Consider the following 17,565-nt stretch of genomic DNA (forward strand, 5'->3'; position numbering starts at 1 on the left):
GGACGACGCCGCCTCACCCGGTGTGCATGACCGGCGTGCGGACGGCGGGCAGGAGCGGCACCACGATCCAGAGGTCCGGTCGACCCCCGTCGTGGGCGCGCCTCACCCGCGACGGATGAGGGCGGGCGGCGCCGGATGAGGCGACGATGCACGAGGGTGACGCCCGCCGGCAACGGCGTTACGGTGGGCCCGACACGCAGGGGGAGCGTGACTCATGGTCGCAGGCAGCCGTGCTCCGGGACGGGGCGACCCGATCGCGCCCCCGCGCACCCCCGCCGGCCGGATCCGGGTCCCGGTGCTCCCGCGCGGCGTCCTCCCCCGCACGCGGTGCGTCGACGCGCTCGCCGCGGCCGTCGCCGGGCACCGGCTGGTGCTGGTCAGCGCGCCCGCCGGCTACGGCAAGACCACGCTCCTGGTGCAGTGGGCCGCGACGGCCGCCCGCCCGGTCGCCTGGGTCTCCCTCGACTCGCTGGACGACGACCCGGCGCGGCTGACGCGCGTGCTGCAGGACTCCGTCGCGCAGGCGACGGGCCGCGCCGGCGCCCCGTGGGACGGGACGACGGAGGGCCCGACGCCGCGCACGGTGGCGCAGGGCGTGGACGGCCTCGCCGCCCGCCTCGACGGGCTGGAGGGGCCGGACCCCGCGCCCGTGGTCGTGCTCGACGACATCCACCTGCTGTCGGTGCAGACGGCGCAGCAGGTCCTCGGCCCCCTCCTGCGCTACCCGGGGGCCAGCTTCGTGCTCGCGGGCCGCTACGACGCCGTCGTCCCGCTGAACCGGCTCCGGCTCAGCGGGGAGCTCGCCGAGCTGCGCGAGGACGCCCTGGCCTTCACCTCGACGGAGGTCGCCGACCTCGCGCGGACGCTCGGCGACGAGGCGGCGCGGGACCGGTCGCAGGCCCTGTGGGAGCTCACCGGCGGCTGGCCCGTCGCGGTCCGGCTGGCCATCGCGGCCGGTGTGCTGGGCGGCTCCGGCGCGCCCATGCGCGAGCTGCGCGACCGGGACGTGCCGATCACCGGGTACCTGGTGGAGGAGGTGATCGACGCGCTGCCGGCGGAGCTCGCGGACTTCGTCCTGCGGGCCAGCCTGGTCGACGCGATCGACCCGGCGCTCGCCGAGGCGATCGCCCCGCACGGGGCCCGGCTGCTGGACGAGTGCGTCGCGCGGGGGCTGTTCCTGGCGCAGGTCGCGGACGAGGACGGCGGCGACCCCGTCTACCGCTGGCACACGCTCGTCGCCGCCCACGCGGCCGCCGTGCTGGCGCGGCGCGACCCGGCCGCGGTGCGCGACACGCACCGGGTCGTCGCCGAGCACGTCGCCGCGCGCGACCCGGCCGCCGCCATCACCCACGCCCTGGAGGGCGCCGCCCCCGACCTCGCGGCGTCGATCCTGGGGGAGCGGTGGCCGGACCTGCTGGTCCGCGGCGACGTGACGCTGATCGACGGGCTCCGCTCGGCGCTGCCCGCACCGCAGCGGCACGAGCCGGACGTCCTGCTGGCGCTGTCCGCGGCCCGGGCCTTCGAGCCGGCGGACCCGGGCGTCGAGGACGCCGACCGGCAGCCCGCCGCGGTCACCGCCCTGGTGCACGCGCTCATGGCCCCCGGCCGGCCCGCGCTGGAGGAGGCGATCCGGCGAGGCCGCGCGGCGCTCGCGGACGTCGACCTCGACGACGGCACGCGGGCGCTGGGGCTGTACCTGCTCGGTCGCGCGGAGCTGCAGCGGTACTCGAGCGACGCCGCCGCCGGTCCCCGGCTCGCCCACGGCGCGGTGCTCGCCGCGCAGCGCGGCTGGGTCGCGCTCGAGCTGGGCTGCCGCGCGGAGGAGAGCCTCGCGACCGCGCACCGGGGCGAGCTGCTGGCCGCACGAGCCCGGGCACAGGACGTGCTCGCGGCGGCGGCGGCGCGGGGGTGGGACGGCACGGGGATCACCGCGTCCGCGCACCTGGCCTGCGGGCTGGTCGCCTACTGGCGCGACGAGCTGGACGTCGCGCACGAGCACCTCGGCGCGGCGGTCGTCGCCGCCGGGCGGGCGCGGCCCGAGGTCGCGGTGCACGCCGCCGGCGTGCTGGCGATCACCTGCATGGCCCGCGGTGACGCCGCCGGGCTCGCGCGCGCCCGGGCCGTCACGGACGCGCCCTGGACGGACGCCGACGCACCGGAGCACGTGCGCGCCTTCCGGCAGTTCCTGACCGCGATCCAGCTGGACCTCGAGCGCCGCCCGGACGCGGCGCTCGCCCTCGTCGACGAGCGCACCGCGGCGTTCGGCGACCCGCTCGCCCTGACCTGGCAGAGCGACCTGCGACGCCGCGTCGGCGACCGCGAGGGCTCGTGGCGGGCCCTGCGCGCCGCGATGAGCGCGACGGATGCGGTCGCGCACCCGCTGCCGCAGACGCTGGTCGCCGTCCGCTCGGCGGCGGCCCTGCTGCACGAGGACGAGCACGCCGCCCACGAGGCGCTCGAGGGCGCGCTGGAGGCCGCCGCGCCGCAGGGCGTCGTCCGGCCGCTGCGGGACCGCGCGGCGAGCCTGCACCCGCTGCTGTCGGACCATCTGGAGTGGGGGAGCGCGCACGAGGCCCTGGTCGCGCGGCTGCTGGTCGCGGAGGAGGACGCGCCCGCCGCGCGCGCCTCCGCCTGGGAGCTCACGCCCCGCGAGCACGACGTGCTCGCCTGCCTGCGGTCGTCGATGACCTCCGACGAGATCGCCGGCTCCCTGTTCCTGTCCGTCAACACGATCAAGACCCACATGCGCTCGATCTACCGCAAGCTCGGTGCCGACGGCCGGCGGGCCGCGGTGCGGGAGGCGGTGCACCGCGGGCTGCTGTGAGCGGGCTCAGAGGGCGGCGATCCCGTCGCCGAGCATCTTCGCCCCGATCACCAGCAGCAGGACCGCCATGATCGCCGCGTTGTTCTGGACCATCCACGTCCTCAGCTCGTCGAGCAGCGCGGCTGCCCGCGGTCCGCTGGAGACGTACACCACGAGCGGCGCCGCGACCCCAAGCGAGGCGACGACCACGAACACGGCCAGGGCGCCGAGCTGCGCCGCCGTGTCGGACGTCGCCGTCGCGATGGCCGCACCGCCGGAGACGACCAGCAGCAGGTTCTTCGGGTTCACCGCGCCGAGCAGCACCGCGAGCCCGAACGCCTTCACCGGGGTGAACGTGTCGATCGCCCGCATCCAGCCCGGCGCGGGCGGGGTCGCGCCGCCGCGGGGCCGCCCGCGCCAGCTGCGGAGGGCGAGCAGCAGCAGCACGGCGCCGAGCACCAGCTTGACGACCGCCGCCCACGCGGGGGTGTCGCCGTCGTCAGCCGTCGCCGCGCCGGCCAGGAGCACGACGACCGCCCCGAGGGCCGCGATCCCGAGCACCCAGCCCGCCAGGAACGCACCGGCGTTCGACCGCGCGCGTGGCGTCAGCAGCATCAGCACGACCGCCACGATCGGCATCGGGCTGATCATCACACCCACCGCGACGGGCAGTGACTGCCCGACGGCCTCGCCCACGGCGACCTCCCCCGGTCCCGCCCGTCGCCTCAGACGTTCTCCTCGAACGCCTCCCGCAGCTGCGCCTCGTCGGCCTCGGACAGGTTGGTCTGCAGCAGCTCGCCGTGGATGCCCTGGTCCTTCAGGGCCCCCACGACCTTGTCCGGCACCGCGTCGGAGGACAGCAGGAACAGCGCCGACGTGCCGGGGGTGACCTTGCTGCGCACGGAGTCGATGAACTCGTCGTCGATGCCGACGTCCGTCAGGGCCCCGCCGAGCGCGCCCGCGGCCGCGCCGATCGCCGCGCCCAGCAGGGGCACGAAGAACAGCAGGCCGAACAGCATCCCCCAGAACGTGCCGCCCAGGGCGCCGGCCGCCGCGAGGTTGTTGGTCTGGTGCGTCCTCGGCTTCTTCTTCCCGGGCTCCCACGACACCGTCGCGGCGTCGTGCACCTGGATGAGCTCCTGCTTCTGCAGGGCGATGAGCGCCTGCTCCGCCCGGTCGGCCCCCTCCGGGGTCTCGAACTTCCACACGCTGAGAGTGGCCACGATCTGCTCCTTCGTCCGGCCGGATGACGGGCTCAGCGTGCCCACGGGCAGCGCCGGTGCACCTCATCCGGGTGGGATGACCGGCCGCCGACGGGCCTCGGGCTCGTCCGCGCCGGATGAGGCCGCGCCGGATCGTGTGCGGCAGCGTCGAGCCCGGGGCGTCGCACGGCGCGACGACGGCGAGGCCACGTGGGGGCGACATGACGGACGAGCTCGAGGACCTGGCGGCCGAGGGGTACCTGTACGCGTTCCCGCTCGTGTTCAACCTGGACCAGGTGCTCCGGTACGCGACCACGGGCGTGGGCTCGGTGCCGGGCGCGTCGTGGAACACCTTCGGGCACGCCCGCCGCCTCGCGGGCCCGGACGACACCTTCGTCACCATCAACAACGACACGGTGTACTCGATGGCGCAGATCGACGTCGGCGCCGGCCCGGTGCGCCTGGAGGTCCCGGACACCGCCGGCCGGTACTACGTGCTGCAGCTCGTGGACGCGTGGACGAACAACTTCGCCTACGTCGGCAAGCGGGCGACCGGCACGGGCGCAGGCGCCTTCCTGCTCGTCGCGCCCGACTGGGACGGCGTCACGCCCGACGACGCGACGGTGATCCGGTTCCCGACCCGGGTGGCCTCGGTCGTCGGGCGCTGGGCCGTCTCCGGGCCGGACGACCTCCCGGCCGTGCACGCCCTGCAGGACGCCACGACCCTGACGCCCGCCGACCCGTCCGCGCCGTCCCCCCGCGGTCTGCCGGAGGTCACCGCCACCGGAGACGAGGTGCTCGACTTCTGGGAGCGGTACCGGGTGTGGTCCCAGGAGCTCCCGCCCGCGGGCAGGGACCGGCCGCGGCAGGCCGCGCTCGCGCCGCTCGGCCTCACGGGGGACCGGCCCGTGCACACGCTCGACCCCGCGGTGCAGCAGGCGCTGCGCGAGGGGCACCGGCGCGGCCGGGCGGTGCTCGAGGCGACGCTGACCTCCGGCCACAGCCCGGTGGTCAACGGGTGGCACCTGACCCTGCACGCGTTCGACTACAACGCCGACTTCTTCGAGGTCGGAGCGCTGGACGACCCCGAGTTCGTCATCGGCGACCCGACGCTGCGGGTGGTGGAGCGCGCGGCGGCCGCCCTGGGGGGTCTGTGGGGGAACCACGCGTACGAGGCCGCGTACGTCATGACCTACGTCGACGACCACGGCGACCCCCTGACCGGCGACCGCACGTACACCCTGACCCTCGCGCCGCCGCCGCCCGTCGACGGCTTCTGGTCCGTCACCATGTACGACGTCCCGGACTTCTTCCTCGTGGCCAACCCGGCCGACCGGTACTCGGTCGGGGACCGCACACCGGGCCTGGTCCGCGACCGGGACGGCGGCCTCACGATCACGATGAGCCACTCCCGGCCGGCCGACCCCGACGCCGCGGCGAACTGGCTCCCCGCGCCCGAGGGCCCGTTCCGGCCGGTGCTGCGGATGTACGTGCCGCGCGCACCCGTGCTGGACGGCACCTACCGGCTGCCGCCGGTCGTGCGGGTCGGGTAGCGGGCGGGGGCTCGACAGCCGACCAGCACGCCGTGCACGTCAGGCGGTGACGAAGCACCGCCCTCGCGACCGGTGGGAGAGCACCGTGCACGATCCGGCGCCTCTCGCGTCGAGCCGGCGCGCCCGCCCCGGACGTCGCCGAGACCGGGCGCTGGTGTCGACGACAGCGCCGGGGTGCGGCCCCCGAACTGCTTCGCGCGTCACACGCGTGGTCGCTCAGCTCGTGGGCCGCCTGCCGATTGGCCTGGTGTCCGTTCCGTGACCGTCAGGGGTGTGTCCGCCGTGCCGTTCGTGCGCAGGAGGTCGGGTCGGCAACGCCTCCGCTCCCGGTCGTGGGTCTGCGACCTCCGGCAGCGTCGGGGGAGCAACGCCGTCGCCGTCGCCGTCGCCCTGGCGCTCCTGGTGGGCATCGGCAGCGGCCCTGCCGCTGCGGCCGCCGGGCTCGCGAGCGACGGGGGGTCCGTTCCGGTGCGGACGTCCCCTGCCGGGTCGCTGTCGGCGGCTCTGCCGAGCGCCGTGGCACCCCCACCGCTGGGAGATCCCTCGCGGATGATCGCGGCGGCCGGCTCCGTCCTGCGCGACCGCGCCGGCCGAGGGGACGTGGTGAACCTGCGCGGCACCAACGTGGGGGGCTGGCTGCTGCAGGAAGGCTGGATGTCACCGGCCGGCGAGGCTCCGTTGGACCGTACCGGGTGGTCGGCGCGTGCCGGCACGACCGAGTCCGGTGAGGCGCCCGACCGTGCCCTGGACGGTGACCCCGCCACGCGGTGGTCCACCGGGCGCGAGCAGGCGGTGGGCCAGACGTTCACCGTGGACATGGGCGCCCCGCGGACGTTCGACGAGATCTCCTTCGACGCCGGCACGAGCACCGGCGACACCCCTCCCGGTGTGCGCGTCCGGGCGTCCACCGACGGCAGCTCGTGGTGGGATGTCGGGTCGTCGTCGAGCGCCGGGCAGAAGGTCGTCGTCCACACGGACTACCAGACCGCCCGCTACGTGCAGCTGGTCGTCACCGCGGCGGACCCGTCGAGGCACTGGTGGTCCCTCAGCGAGCTCAACGTCTACGTCTCCGACGAGTACAACACCCGGCGTGTCCTGACCGAGCGGTTCGGGACGTCGGTGGCCGACTCCCTGATCGCGACGTACCAGGACGCGTGGCTGCAGGAGTCGGACCTCGACGAGATCAGGCGTCTGGGGATGAACGTCGTCCGGGTGCCGATCGACTGGCAGGTGGTCATGCGCCCCGACGGCAGCATGCGACCGGATGCCGACGCCTTCGCCCGGCTCGACTGGCTCATCACCGAGAGTGCTGAACGGGGGCTGTACGTCATCCTGGACCTGCACGGTGCCCCGGGCGCCGCGTGTCCCTGGCACTCCTGCGGGCAGGCGGGCTCGAACCAGCTGTGGTCCAGCGTCACGAACCAGGACCGTGCGGTGCGGATCTGGCAGCGGATCGCCGCCCGCTACGCGGGCAACTCGACCGTGGCGGGCTACGACCTCCTCAACGAGCCCCTCACCACGTCTGGTGCCGCGGAGTCACCCGAACAGGTCCGGCTCAAGTTCGACCTCTACGACCGGCTCTACGACGCCGTCCGGCAGGTCGACCCGGGCCACCTGGTGGTGATCGCGGCCTTCTACAGCTGGGAGAACGCCCTGCCGCCGTCTGCCTACGGGTGGACGAACGTCATGTACGAGACGCACAACTACGCGTTCTGGGCGGCGGGTGACCACACCGCCATGAAGCGGTTCGTCGACGACGAGCTGGCACGGATCGCCTACCACCGTGGCGAGTGGCAGGTCCCCGTCTACGCCGGCGAGTTCTGGATGGGCGGGTTCGACGACCTGTACTCCCGGTGGCTGAACGGACTGAACGCTCTGCACACGTCCTGGACGGGCTGGACCTACAAGGTCCGTGGCGGCGGCAACTGGGGTCTGTTCCAGGACAGCACTCGTCCCGTGCCCGACCTGGCCGTGGACAGCGCGCAGGTGATCCGCGACAAGTGGTCAGGATTCGGCACGTCGGCGTTCAGGGCCAACACCGCCCTCCAGACCGTCTTCCGGGACGCGGCCGCGCAGCCGATGATCCCGGTCGCCCCCGCCACCGTCGAGGCGGAGTCGTACGTCGCGGTACGCGGTCTGCCCTCCGAGGCGACGACCGACGTCGGCGGTGGTTCGAACCTCGGCTGGGCCGACCCCGGTGACTTCGCCGAGTACGACGTCTCCGTCCCGGCGTCCGGCAGGTACCGCGTGACGCTGCGCGTGGCGAGCCCCGACGGCGCGGCCGCGGCGTTGCGCATCGTCACGACACGGGCCTCGGTGCCGGTCTCGGTGCCGGCGACCTCGGGATGGCAGACGTGGACCGACACCGACGTCGGCGTCGACCTGGACGCGGGGGTGCAGCGGATCCGGCTCGAGGTGGATGCCGCGGGGTGGAACGTCGGCTCCTTCGCGCTCGCACCGGACACCGCCGATGCTGGCGCGCGTTTCGTCCCGGTGAGCCCGACGCGCCTGCACGACTCGCGCGGTGCTGCCGCACCGAGCCGGGTGGTCTGCCTGGACGTCGCCGGTCGGCAGGGGATCCCGGGGGAGGCAGTCGGCGTGGCGATCAACGTGACGTCCGTGCGCGCGACCGGGCCGGGGCATCTCGTCGTCTACCCGGATCCGGGGAGCGCTGAGCCGGGCGCAGCCCCGCAGACCTCGACGGTGAACTTCGAGGCCGGCAAGGACGTCGCGAACGCTGCCATGGTGGCGCTGTCCGGTTCCGGGCGCCTGTGCTACATGCTCCGCGGCGCGGCCGCCGGTGTGCTCATCGACGTGACCGGGTACACGATGCCCGCGTCGGGCATCACCTTGCTCACGCCCTCGCGTCTGGAGGACCGTCACGGCGTGGCCCCGCACACCCCGCAGACGGTGCAGGTGACGGGCCGTGCCGGCGTCCCGGCGGGCGCGACGGGTGTCCTCCTCAACGTCACCGCCGCCGGTTCCCGGTACCCCGGCAACGTGCAGGTGTACGCAGCCGGTGCTCGCCGACCCGGCACATCGGTTCTGAACCTCTCCAGCTCGGGCGACCGTGCCGGCGCCGCGATCGTCAAGCTCTCTGCCACCGGTGCCCTGACCTACGTCACGGACACCTCGGCAGGCCGCACGGTCCGCGTCGTGCTGGACGTCGTCGGTTACACGACGGACGGTTCCGCCTACGTCCCGCTGGACCCCGTCCGCCTGGCGGACACGCGGGGTGCGGCGCCACTCGCTGCAGGCGGGCGTCTGACGTTGTCCGTGGGCAGTGACGCGGGGGTCCCGGCTGATGCGACGGCGGTCGTGCTCACCGCGGTCGCCGTACGACCCTCCTCGGTGGGAAACCTGCGAGCCTTCCCGTTCACAGGGGCCGCCGCTGCGCCACCGGGCACCTCGATGCTGAACTACATGGCCGGGACGGATGTGTCGAACATGGCCGTGGTGGGTGTCGGCGACGACCGGAAGGTGTCCTTCTACACCGACCAGCCGTACGGCGCGAGCACGCACGTGGTGGTGGACGTGGTCGGCTACATGACGAGATAGGGCCGCCGGCCGCGGCCTCGGTCACACCCCAGGTCCCGTGGTGATCACCGCTGCACCGCCCGAGCGCAGCGTCGCCTCCGCGGACAGGGCAAGAGCCCCAGGTCGGTGACCTGGGGCTCTGCTGGTGGGCGATACTGGGATCGAACCAGTGACCTCTTCCGTGTCAGGGAAGCGCGCTACCGCTGCGCCAATCGCCCGGGCAAATACGAGGTGGAGATGGGATTCGAACCCACGTATACGGCTTTGCAGGCCGCTGCCTCGCCTCTCGGCCACTCCACCCTGAGACCTCAGTCCTCAGCGACCGATGCGGTCGGCCGGGAGTCTGCCTCCGAGCGGACGACGGGATTCGAACCCGCGACCCTCACCTTGGCAAGGTGATGCTCTACCACTGAGCCACGTCCGCGCGCCACGTTCCACCGGTTTTCACCGGCTTTCCGGGTGCGTCGAGAACTCTAGCCGACTCCTGAGGCGAGAACCAAACCGGGCTCTCACACCGGTGGAGTTCCGCGCGATCACGCGGGTCGGACGGCGTGGCGCGGCCTCCGGCGAGCCGTCACGGACGCCGGGCGGCCTCGCTACCGTGTCGCTGTGCCGACCGACACGACCCCTCCCGCGCGTGCGCCGAGCGCGTCCAGCACGTCGCCCGCCGCGGGCGTCGCGTGGTTCGGCGGACGGCTGCTCCGGGACCCCGTGGAGCACGTGCCCGACGTCGAGCAGGAGCCGGGGCGCCTGCGGGAGCCGGGTTCCTGGGTACTGGTGGGCGACTTCGAGGGTCCCGTGGCCGCGTGGCGGTTCCGGACGTCCGGCCCTGGCGCACCCCGGCCGGGCCGCTGGACCGGGCCCGGTCCCCGCACGTGGGAGTCGTCGCTGGACGAGCACGCGTACGTCGACGCGGTGCAGGACGTCCGGGCGACGATCCGCGCCGGCACGGTCTACCAGGCGAACCTCTGCCGGGTGCTGAGCGCGCCGCTGCCGGTGCGGGACGGCACCGAGCCCGACGCGGCGGCCCTGGGGGCGCGGCTCGCGGCGGGCAACCCGGCGCCGTTCGCCGGGGGCGTGCACGTGCCGGCCGGGGGAGCGGTGCCGCCCGTGTGGGTCGTGACCGCGTCCCCGGAGCTGTTCCTGCGGGTCGAGGACGGCTGGGTGACCTCCGCGCCGATCAAGGGCACCGCCGCGACCGCGGACGGGCTCACGGCGAAGGACCGCGCGGAGAACGTGATGATCACGGACCTCGTGCGCAACGACCTGCAGCGGGTGTGCGAGCCCGGCACCGTGGAGGTGACGACGCTGCTCGGCGTGGAGGAGCACCCCGGCCTCGTGCACCTGGTCTCCACGGTGCGGGGGCGGCTGACCGCGGACGTGCGTGACGGCGCGGACCTCTGGGCGCGCCTGCTCGGTGCGACGTTCCCGCCCGGGTCGGTGTCCGGTGCGCCGAAGGTCGCGGCGCTGGGCACGATCCGGCGGCTGGAGCCGGTGCCCCGCGGCCCGTACTGCGGGGCGGTCGGGTGGGTGGAGGTCGCCGACGACGGGTCGGTGCGCGCGGAGCTCGCCGTCGGGATCCGGACGTTCGTGTGGCGCGACGGCGTGCTGCGGTTCGGCACGGGGGCGGGGATCACGTGGGGGAGCGACCCCGCGGCGGAGTGGGCGGAGACCGAGCTGAAGGCCGCGCGGCTCGTGGGCCTGGCGTCCGGCCCGGTGGGAGACTGACCGCCGTGGCGAGCGTGCTGTGGTCGGGGGGCCGGCTCCGTGACGCCTCCGAGCCGGTGCTGGCCGGCGCCGACGCGGGGTTCACCACCGGGCTCGGCGTCTTCGAGACCTGCGCCGTGGTCGACGGGCACGCGTTCGCCCTCACCCGGCACCTCGACCGGCTGGCGGCGTCGCTGCGCGCCCTCGACCTCCCGGCCGTCGACGAGGACGAGGTCCGCGGCGCCGTGGGGGCCGTGCTGGCGGCGGGCGGCGCGGAGGTCGGGCGGCTGCGCGTCACCGTGAGCCCTGGAGCGCCCGACGCGGCGCGCCCGACGCTGGTCGTGACGGCCGGACCAGCGCCGGTGCGCGGGCCCGCGCACGTCGTGCGGTCGGCGTGGGTGCGCAACGAGCGGTCGCCGCTCGCCGGGCACAAGTCGACGTCCTACGCCGCCGACGTCCTGGCCCTGGCGGCGGCGACCCGCGCGGGCGGCAACGAGGCGGTGCTCGCGAACACGCGCGGCGACCTCTGCGAGGGCACCGGCTCCAACGTCTTCGTGGACCGCGACGGCGAGCTGCTGACCCCGCCGGCGGGATCGGGCTGCCTGCCCGGAGTGACGCGGGCCCTCGTGCTGGAGTGGGCGGCGGACGCCGGGCTGCCGGTGCGCGAGGCGCGGGCCGGGGAGCTGCCATGGACGGTGCTGGACGACGTGTCCGCGGGCTCCGCGGGGCTCGCGCTCAGCGGCTCCCTGCGCGGGTTCGCGGGCGTGCGGGTGCTCGACGGGACCCCCGTGGAGGTCGGGGGTCTGACCACCGAGGTCGAGCGGCTGTTCCGCCGGCGCGCGGCCGACGACCTCGACCCGTGAACGGGTCGGAGAGGGTCAGGCGGTGAGGAGCGCCGCGATGAGGGCGGCGATCTCGCCCTCCATGCGGTCGCTCTCGGTCCCGAGCGCCACCAGCTGCTCGGTCGCGGTGAGGAACCGCTCGAGCGGCTCCGACGGGGAGGCGAGCAGCGCGCTGCCCTCGATGCCGGTCAGCGAGATCAGGGTGAACAGCGGGTCCTCGTCCCGCCACACCTGCACGTCCCCGCTGCCGGCCGGGTCCTCGGCGTCCGCGAGCATGCCCTGGAGCAGGAGCTCGCGGCCGAGCAGCCACACCGACGTGGACTGCGGGCTGGTGAACACGGCACGCACCGTGTACGGGTCGCTCACGCGGTACGACAGCTCGGCGGTGACAGGCAGGACGCTGGCATCGGAGCTGATGAGCTGCATGGCGACGGACTCGACGACGTCGTACGAGCGCTGGGCCACCGCATCCTCCTTCACACACATCCACACACGTCACGCGAGACGTCCATCATGACAGCCGCCGGCCCGGGCGAGGGGGTGCGGCGTCGACTTTCACCCGGTGGGACGCCTCAGAAGAGCGGCGGTGCGGCCGTAGGGGTCGGGTTGCGCCGGGACGATCGTGCTGCTGACGCCGTGCCCACGCCCGGCGAGCGGCCGGTCCGGGCCGGTTTCGGAGTTGGGCCCCGGTTCGGGTAGAGTTCTCAACCGCCGGGCGATTGGCGCAGTGGTAGCGCGCTTCGTTCACACCGAAGAGGTCACTGGTTCGAACCCAGTATCGCCCACCCGGTCCGAAGGGCCCCGCACCTGCCGTCGCAGGTGCGGGGCCCTTCGTCGTCCCACGGGACGCCCGTCCCACGGGACGCCCGCGTCAGGACCGGCGGCCGGCGGCGGCGATCCCCGCCTCGACGCGCTCCAGCAGCTGCACGAGCTGCTCCGGGCTCGTCGCGAAGTTGAGCCGCGCGAACGACCGCGCGTCCACGTCCGTGTGCTGGGTGAACTCCGCGCCCTGGCTCAGCTGCACCCGGCCGAGCCGCAGCAGCTCCGCCGCGGGGTCGTGCTGCCCCAGGGGGGTGCCGGCCAGGTCCAGCCACGCCAGGTACGTCGCCTGAGGGGCGTGCAGGCGCACGCCGGGCTGGTCCGCCGCCCACGCGACGACTGTGGCCCGGTTGGCGTGCAGGACGGCCCGGAGCTGCTCCAGCCACTGGTCCGCGTGCCGCCAGGCGGCGACCGTCGCGAGGTGCCCGAGCGTGCTGGGGGTGCCGAAGACGTCGAGCGGCTGCGCGTCGAGGCGGCGCCGGACGCGGGCGTCGCCGACGTGCGCGACCGCGCACCGCAGGCCGGCGATGTTGAACGCCTTCGTGGCCGACGTCGTTGTGACGGTCCGCGCGGCGGCGTCCGGCCCGAGCGACGCGAACGGGACGTGCTCGTGCCCGTCGTAGGTCAGGTCGGCGTGGATCGCGTCGGCGAGCACCACGAGGTCGAGCTCCTCGGCGACGTCGGCGAGCCGGCGGAGCTCGGAGCGGGTGAGCACGCGGCCGGTGGGGTTGTGCGGGTCCACGAGCACCAGGAGCCGGACCCCGGCGTCGGAGAGGCGCCCGGCGAGCCCGTCGGCGTCGAACGTCCACCCGGCGCCGTCGTCGACCATCGGCACGGGCACGACCCGCCGGCCGGCGCGCTCGATCGACGCGAGGAACGGCGGGTAGCTGGGCACGAGCACGGCCACGCCGTCCCCGGGGGCCGTGGCGTGCTCGACCACCACCTGGAGGACCTGCAGGACGTCGGTGAAGACGCGGGTCACCCCGGGCGCGGGGTCCCAGCCGTGCCGGGCGCGCATGCGCTCCTCGAACGCGAGCACGACGGGGTCGCCGCCCGGCCAGAACGGGTAGCCCAGGTCGCTGCGCGCCACCGCGTCGGCGACCTCGTCGCGGACCACGCGAGGCGCGGCGAAGTCCATGTCGGCGACCCAGGCCGGCAGGACGTCCGTGTCGACGGCGCCCCACTTGACGCCGACGCCGGCCCGCAGCCGCGCGGGGTCCACCTCGAAGGCCGTGCGGTCGGCGGTCATGCCCGCACCCCCGCCTCGGCGAGCAGGAGGTCCCGGATCTGCTGCATCTGCCCGTGGTGCTGGGCCAGCTCCTCGTAGACGTGCAGCAGCGCGGCGCCCTGGGTGAGCTCGCGGTCGGGGCCCTCGAACCAGGCCGGCGGCGTGGCGCGCAGCGGGTCGCCCGGTGTCGCGGCGGCCACGTCGAGCGCCAGCTGGGCCTGGACCTGCCCGACGCGGGCGAGCAGCGGGGCGACCGGCCCCGTGGCCCGGAACTCGCCGTCGCGGTCCCGCTCCACCGGCCGTCCGTGCACGAGGTGCCCGGCCCACGCCTCGACGACCCCGAGGCAGTGCGTGAGCAGCCCGTACGGGGTGTTGGCGCCCGGCAGGGCGGGGCGCCGGGTGCTGAGCTCGTCGCCGAGCCCGGCCACGATCGCCGCCATGCCGTCGAGCGCCCGGTCGGCGAAGTAGCAGTACTCCTCGGGAGTGATCATCCGTGCCTCGGCCTCCTCGTCCGCGACCGGTGCGCGTCACCGGTCTGACAGGTGACACCGTTGCGGACGAGGGCGTCACCGGTCAAGATGGTGACGTGCACGTGTTCGTCAGCGGGGACCCCGCCCTCGACTTCATCGGGACGCTCAAGTGGCGCCGCAGCGCCGAGCCGGAGGAGCTGCTCGTCGGCCCGGCCGCGCTCGACGCCTGGCTCGTGGAGTCCGGGACGCTCACGAGCGCGTCGGCCGCGACCCCGGACGAGCTGCGTGCGGCCCTCCGGCTGCGGGAAACGGTCTACCGCGTCGTGGCCTCCGTGCTCGCGGGTGGACCGCCACCGGACGACGCGGTCGCGGACCTCAACCGGTCCGCCGCGGTCCCGCCCGTCACGCCGGCCCTGGTCGACGGGCGGCTCGAGGCGCGCGGCTCCGTGGCGCAGGCGCTGTCCTCGGTGGCCCGTTCCGCGATCGCGGTCGTGGCGGGTGCCGGTCCGGAGCAGCTGAAGGAGTGCGGCCGGCCGGCGTGCACCCGGGTGTACCTCGACCGCTCGCGCGGGCACCGCCGGGAGTGGTGCGGCATGGAGGAGTGCGGCAACCGGGTCAAGGCCGCGGCCTACCGGGAGCGGCGCCGGGCGCGCGCCGCGACCTGACGTCCGCACGGGAGCGGGTGACCGGTCGGTAGCATCGACCCGGATCCCGCGCGCCAGGTGCGGGCCGACCCGAGGAGACCCCGCAGTGTCCGAGCTCATCACCCTCACCGTCGACGGCACCAGCACCACGGCCGAGGCGGGGACGACGGGCACGGACCTCTTCTCCGCCCGCCGCGAGGTCGTCGTGGCCCGGGTCGACGGGGAGCTGTGGGACCTGTCCCGCCCGCTGCCCGACGGCGCGGTCGTCGAGGCCGTGACCATCGACTCGCCCGACGGCCTGGCCGTCCTGCGCCACTCCGCCGCCCACGTGCTGGCGCAGGCCGTGCAGGAGGTCAACCCGAAGGCGCGGCTCGGCATCGGCCCGCCCGTGACCGACGGCTTCTACTACGACTTCGACGTCGAGACCCCGTTCACCCCCGAGGACCTCAAGGCGCTCGAGAAGGTGATGACCCGCATCGTCCGCGAGGGGCAGACCTTCCGGCGCGTCGAGGTCACGGACGACGAGGCGCGCGCGCTCGCCGCCGACGAGCCGTACAAGCTCGAGCTGATCGGCCTGAAGTCCACCGCGGAGACCGCGGGCGAGGGCGCGTCGGTCGAGGTCGGCTCCGGCGGCCTCACCTACTACCAGAACGTGCGCGGCGCGGGCCGGGAGTCCGAGGCGGTCGTCTGGCAGGACCTGTGCCGCGGCCCGCACCTGCCCAGCACCAAGCTGCTCGGCAACGGCTTCCAGCTGACCCGGTCGGCGGCGGCGTACTGGCGCGGGTCCGAGAAGAACCCGCAGCTGCAGCGCATCTACGGCACCGCCTGGCCGACCAAGGACGAGCTGAAGGCGTACCTGGACCGCGTGGCCGAGGCCGAGCGGCGCGACCACCGCCGGCTCGGCGCCGAGCTCGACCTGTTCTCGTTCCCGGACGAGATCGGCTCGGGCCTCGCGGTGTTCCACCCCAAGGGCGGCATCATCCGCATGGAGATGGAGGAGTACTCGCGGCGCAAGCACGTCGAGGCGGGCTACTCGTTCGTCAACTCCCCGCACATCACCAAGCAGCAGCTGTTCGAGATCTCCGGCCACCTGGACTGGTACGCGGACGGCATGTACCCGCCCATGCAGCTGGACGAGGAGCGCGACGCCGAGGGCAACATCAAGCGCGCGGGGCAGAACTACTACCTCAAGCCGATGAACTGCCCGATGCACAACCTGATCTTCGACTCCCGCGGCCGGTCCTACCGCGAGCTGCCGCTGCGGCTGTTCGAGTTCGGCACGGTCTACCGCTACGAGAAGTCGGGCGTCGTGCACGGCCTGACCCGCGCCCGCGGCTTCACGCAGGACGACGCGCACATCTACTGCACCCGCGAGCAGATGAAGGGCGAGCTCACGAGCCTGCTCACCTTCGTCCTCGACCTGCTCAAGGACTACGGCCTCGACGACTTCTACCTGGAGCTGTCGACCCGGAATCCCGAGAAGTCGGTCGGCGAGGACGCCGCGTGGGAGGAGGCGACCGAGACGCTGCGCCAGGTCGCCACCGAGTCCGGCCTCGAGCTGGTCCCCGACCCGGGCGGCGCCGCGTTCTACGGCCCGAAGATCTCCGTGCAGGCGAAGGACGCCATCGGCCGCACCTGGCAGATGTCCACCATCCAGCTGGACTTCAACCTGCCCGAGCGGTTCGAGCTCGAGTACACCGCCCCCGACGGCAGCCGTCAGCGCCCCGTGATGATCCACCGCGCGCTGTTCGGGTCCATCGAGCGGTTCTTCGCGGTGCTGACGGAGCACTACGCGGGCGCGTTCCCGGCCTGGCTGGCGCCCGTCCAGGTGCTCGCCGTGCCCGTGGCGGAGCCGTTCGAGCCGTACCTCGAGGACGTCGTCGCCCAGCTGCGCGCGCAGGGCATCCGGGCCGAGCTCGACCGGTCCGACGACCGGTTCGGCAAGAAGATCCGCAACGCGAGCACGCAGAAGATCCCGTTCGTGCTCATCGCGGGCGGCGAGGACGCGGAGGCCGGCGCGGTGTCGTTCCGGTACCGCGACGGGCGGCAGGAGAACGGCGTGCCCGTGGCGGAGGCCGTGGAGCGCGTCGTGGCCGCGGTCCGCGAGCACGCGCAGGTCTGAGCGCGTGACGTCCGACGCGGGGGAGGCCCGCGAGCCCGGGACCGGCGACGTGCCGGCGAGCGCGACGGTGGAGGACGCCGCCGCGCTCGCCGGCGTGCCCGACGGCTTCGGCCGGCTGTGGACCCCGCACCGGATGGCGTACATCGGCGGCGAGAACAAGCCGTCGGGCTCCGGCGCGGGGGACGGCTGCCCGTTCTGCCGCATCCCGTCGCTGCCCGACGAGGAGGGGCTGGTCGTCGCGCGCGGCGACGTCGCCTACGTGGTGCTCAACCTCTACCCGTACAACGGCGGTCACGTGCTGGTCGTCCCGTACCGGCACGTCGCCGACTACACCGACCTGACGGCGGCCGAGGTCGCCGAGGTCGCGGAGCTGACCCGGACCGCCATGCGGGTGCTGCGCGAGGTGAGCGGCCCGCACGGCTTCAACCTGGGCATGAACCAGGGCGAGGTGGCGGGGGCGGGCATCGCCGCGCACCTGCACCAGCACGTCGTCCCGCGCTGGTCGGGCGACGCGAACTTCCTGCCCATCGTGGGCCGCAGCCGCGCGCTGCCGGAGCTGCTGCACGACACCCGGGCGCGTCTCGCGGCCGCCTGGCCGGCACGGCACGCCCGCGCCGACGACCCGAAGGAGTGACCGG

General features: G+C 74.5%; 13 protein-coding genes and 4 tRNA genes. 9 read left to right on the plus strand and 8 right to left on the minus strand.

Going from position 1 to position 17,565, the window contains the following annotated elements; all coding sequences use genetic code 11:
- Positions 1-214: 214 nt before the first annotated feature.
- Positions 215-2,824, plus strand: coding sequence for a LuxR C-terminal-related transcriptional regulator (locus KJP73_RS04760; RefSeq protein WP_213281645.1), 2,610 nt, complete (start codon positions 215-217; stop codon positions 2,822-2,824).
- A gap of 6 nt (positions 2,825-2,830) precedes the next feature.
- Here KJP73_RS04760 and KJP73_RS04765 read toward each other — a convergent pair whose 3' ends face one another.
- Entirely contained in the window at positions 2,831-3,499 is a 669-nt protein-coding gene (locus KJP73_RS04765; protein ID WP_213281646.1) for a GAP family protein, read from the minus strand.
- A gap of 29 nt (positions 3,500-3,528) precedes the next feature.
- Positions 3,529-4,026, minus strand: coding sequence for a DUF1269 domain-containing protein (locus KJP73_RS04770; protein WP_213281647.1), 498 nt, complete (start codon positions 4,024-4,026; stop codon positions 3,529-3,531).
- A 200-nt stretch (positions 4,027-4,226) separates the two neighbouring features.
- Between KJP73_RS04770 and KJP73_RS04775 the strand changes: the two genes are divergently transcribed.
- The gene (locus KJP73_RS04775; protein ID WP_213281648.1) at positions 4,227-5,558 is read left to right on the plus strand and encodes a DUF1254 domain-containing protein; all 1,332 of its coding nucleotides are present in this window, start codon (positions 4,227-4,229) and stop codon (positions 5,556-5,558) included.
- A 549-nt stretch (positions 5,559-6,107) separates the two neighbouring features.
- Positions 6,108-9,116, plus strand: coding sequence for a cellulase family glycosylhydrolase (locus KJP73_RS04780; protein ID WP_213281649.1), 3,009 nt, complete (start codon positions 6,108-6,110; stop codon positions 9,114-9,116).
- A gap of 122 nt (positions 9,117-9,238) precedes the next feature.
- On the opposite strand, the gene KJP73_RS04785 is transcribed toward KJP73_RS04780, so the two are convergent.
- The 3 genes from KJP73_RS04785 to KJP73_RS04795 form a co-directional block, all read right to left on the minus strand.
- A tRNA-Val gene (locus KJP73_RS04785) sits at positions 9,239-9,313 on the minus strand.
- A gap of 11 nt (positions 9,314-9,324) precedes the next feature.
- Positions 9,325-9,395, minus strand: a tRNA-Cys gene (locus KJP73_RS04790).
- Positions 9,396-9,447: 52 nt separating this feature from the next.
- A tRNA-Gly gene (locus KJP73_RS04795) sits at positions 9,448-9,519 on the minus strand.
- 185 nt (positions 9,520-9,704) lie between these two features.
- Between KJP73_RS04795 and KJP73_RS04800 the strand changes: the two genes are divergently transcribed.
- Both KJP73_RS04800 and KJP73_RS04805 read left to right on the plus strand, forming a co-directional pair.
- On the plus strand, positions 9,705-10,823 hold the full coding sequence (locus KJP73_RS04800; protein WP_213281650.1) for a chorismate-binding protein: 1,119 nt from the start codon (positions 9,705-9,707) through the stop codon (positions 10,821-10,823).
- A gap of 5 nt (positions 10,824-10,828) precedes the next feature.
- Positions 10,829-11,665, plus strand: a complete 837-nt coding sequence (locus KJP73_RS04805) for an aminotransferase class IV (RefSeq protein WP_213281651.1) — start codon at positions 10,829-10,831, stop codon at positions 11,663-11,665.
- Between the two features lie 15 nt (positions 11,666-11,680).
- Here the strand turns inward: KJP73_RS04805 and KJP73_RS04810 are convergent, their stop codons facing one another.
- Positions 11,681-12,109: an SsgA family sporulation/cell division regulator gene (locus KJP73_RS04810; protein ID WP_213281652.1), complete on the minus strand. Its 429-nt coding sequence runs from the start codon at positions 12,107-12,109 to the stop codon at positions 11,681-11,683.
- A gap of 248 nt (positions 12,110-12,357) precedes the next feature.
- On the opposite strand from KJP73_RS04810, the gene KJP73_RS04815 reads away from it, so the two are divergent.
- Positions 12,358-12,429: transfer RNA gene (locus tag KJP73_RS04815), tRNA-Val, on the plus strand.
- Positions 12,430-12,515: 86 nt separating this feature from the next.
- Here KJP73_RS04815 and KJP73_RS04820 read toward each other — a convergent pair.
- Together KJP73_RS04820 and KJP73_RS04825 are read right to left on the minus strand one after the other, a co-directional pair.
- Entirely contained in the window at positions 12,516-13,712 is a 1,197-nt protein-coding gene (locus KJP73_RS04820; RefSeq protein WP_213281653.1) for a MalY/PatB family protein, read from the minus strand.
- Positions 13,709-14,182, minus strand: coding sequence for a DUF664 domain-containing protein (locus KJP73_RS04825; RefSeq protein WP_213281654.1), 474 nt, complete (start codon positions 14,180-14,182; stop codon positions 13,709-13,711). Before KJP73_RS04825 ends, KJP73_RS04820 begins: the two co-directional genes overlap by 4 nt.
- A 95-nt stretch (positions 14,183-14,277) precedes the next feature.
- On the opposite strand from KJP73_RS04825, the gene KJP73_RS04830 reads away from it, so the two are divergent.
- The 3 genes from KJP73_RS04830 to KJP73_RS04840 all read left to right on the plus strand — a co-directional run bounded on the left by KJP73_RS04830 (position 14,278) and on the right by KJP73_RS04840 (position 17,561).
- Positions 14,278-14,826 (plus strand): CGNR zinc finger domain-containing protein, encoded by a 549-nt coding sequence (locus KJP73_RS04830; protein ID WP_213281655.1) that lies wholly within the window; start codon positions 14,278-14,280, stop codon positions 14,824-14,826.
- A gap of 85 nt (positions 14,827-14,911) precedes the next feature.
- On the plus strand, positions 14,912-16,927 hold the full coding sequence (gene thrS, locus KJP73_RS04835) for a threonine--tRNA ligase (RefSeq protein WP_213281656.1): 2,016 nt from the start codon (positions 14,912-14,914) through the stop codon (positions 16,925-16,927).
- Positions 16,928-16,976: 49 nt separating this feature from the next.
- Positions 16,977-17,561 (plus strand): HIT family protein, encoded by a 585-nt coding sequence (locus tag KJP73_RS04840; protein WP_249669115.1) that lies wholly within the window; start codon positions 16,977-16,979, stop codon positions 17,559-17,561.
- Positions 17,562-17,565 lie beyond the last annotated feature (4 nt).

This window comes from Cellulomonas hominis, from assembly GCF_901521055.1.
Taxonomy (GTDB): Bacteria; Actinomycetota; Actinomycetes; order Actinomycetales; family Cellulomonadaceae; genus Cellulomonas; species Cellulomonas endometrii.

Excerpts from the sequence above, each read along its gene's own strand:
- KJP73_RS04760 (WP_213281645.1), top strand. The coding sequence starts at position 215 with ATGGTCGCAGGCAGCCGTGCTCCGGGACGGGGCGACCCGATCGCGCCC.
- KJP73_RS04775 (WP_213281648.1), top strand. The coding sequence starts at position 4,227 with ATGACGGACGAGCTCGAGGACCTGGCGGCCGAGGGGTACCTGTACGCG.
- KJP73_RS04780 (WP_213281649.1), top strand. The coding sequence starts at position 6,108 with ATGATCGCGGCGGCCGGCTCCGTCCTGCGCGACCGCGCCGGCCGAGGG.
- KJP73_RS04820 (WP_213281653.1), bottom strand. The coding sequence starts at position 13,712 with ATGACCGCCGACCGCACGGCCTTCGAGGTGGACCCCGCGCGGCTGCGG.
- KJP73_RS04825 (WP_213281654.1), bottom strand. The coding sequence starts at position 14,182 with ATGATCACTCCCGAGGAGTACTGCTACTTCGCCGACCGGGCGCTCGAC.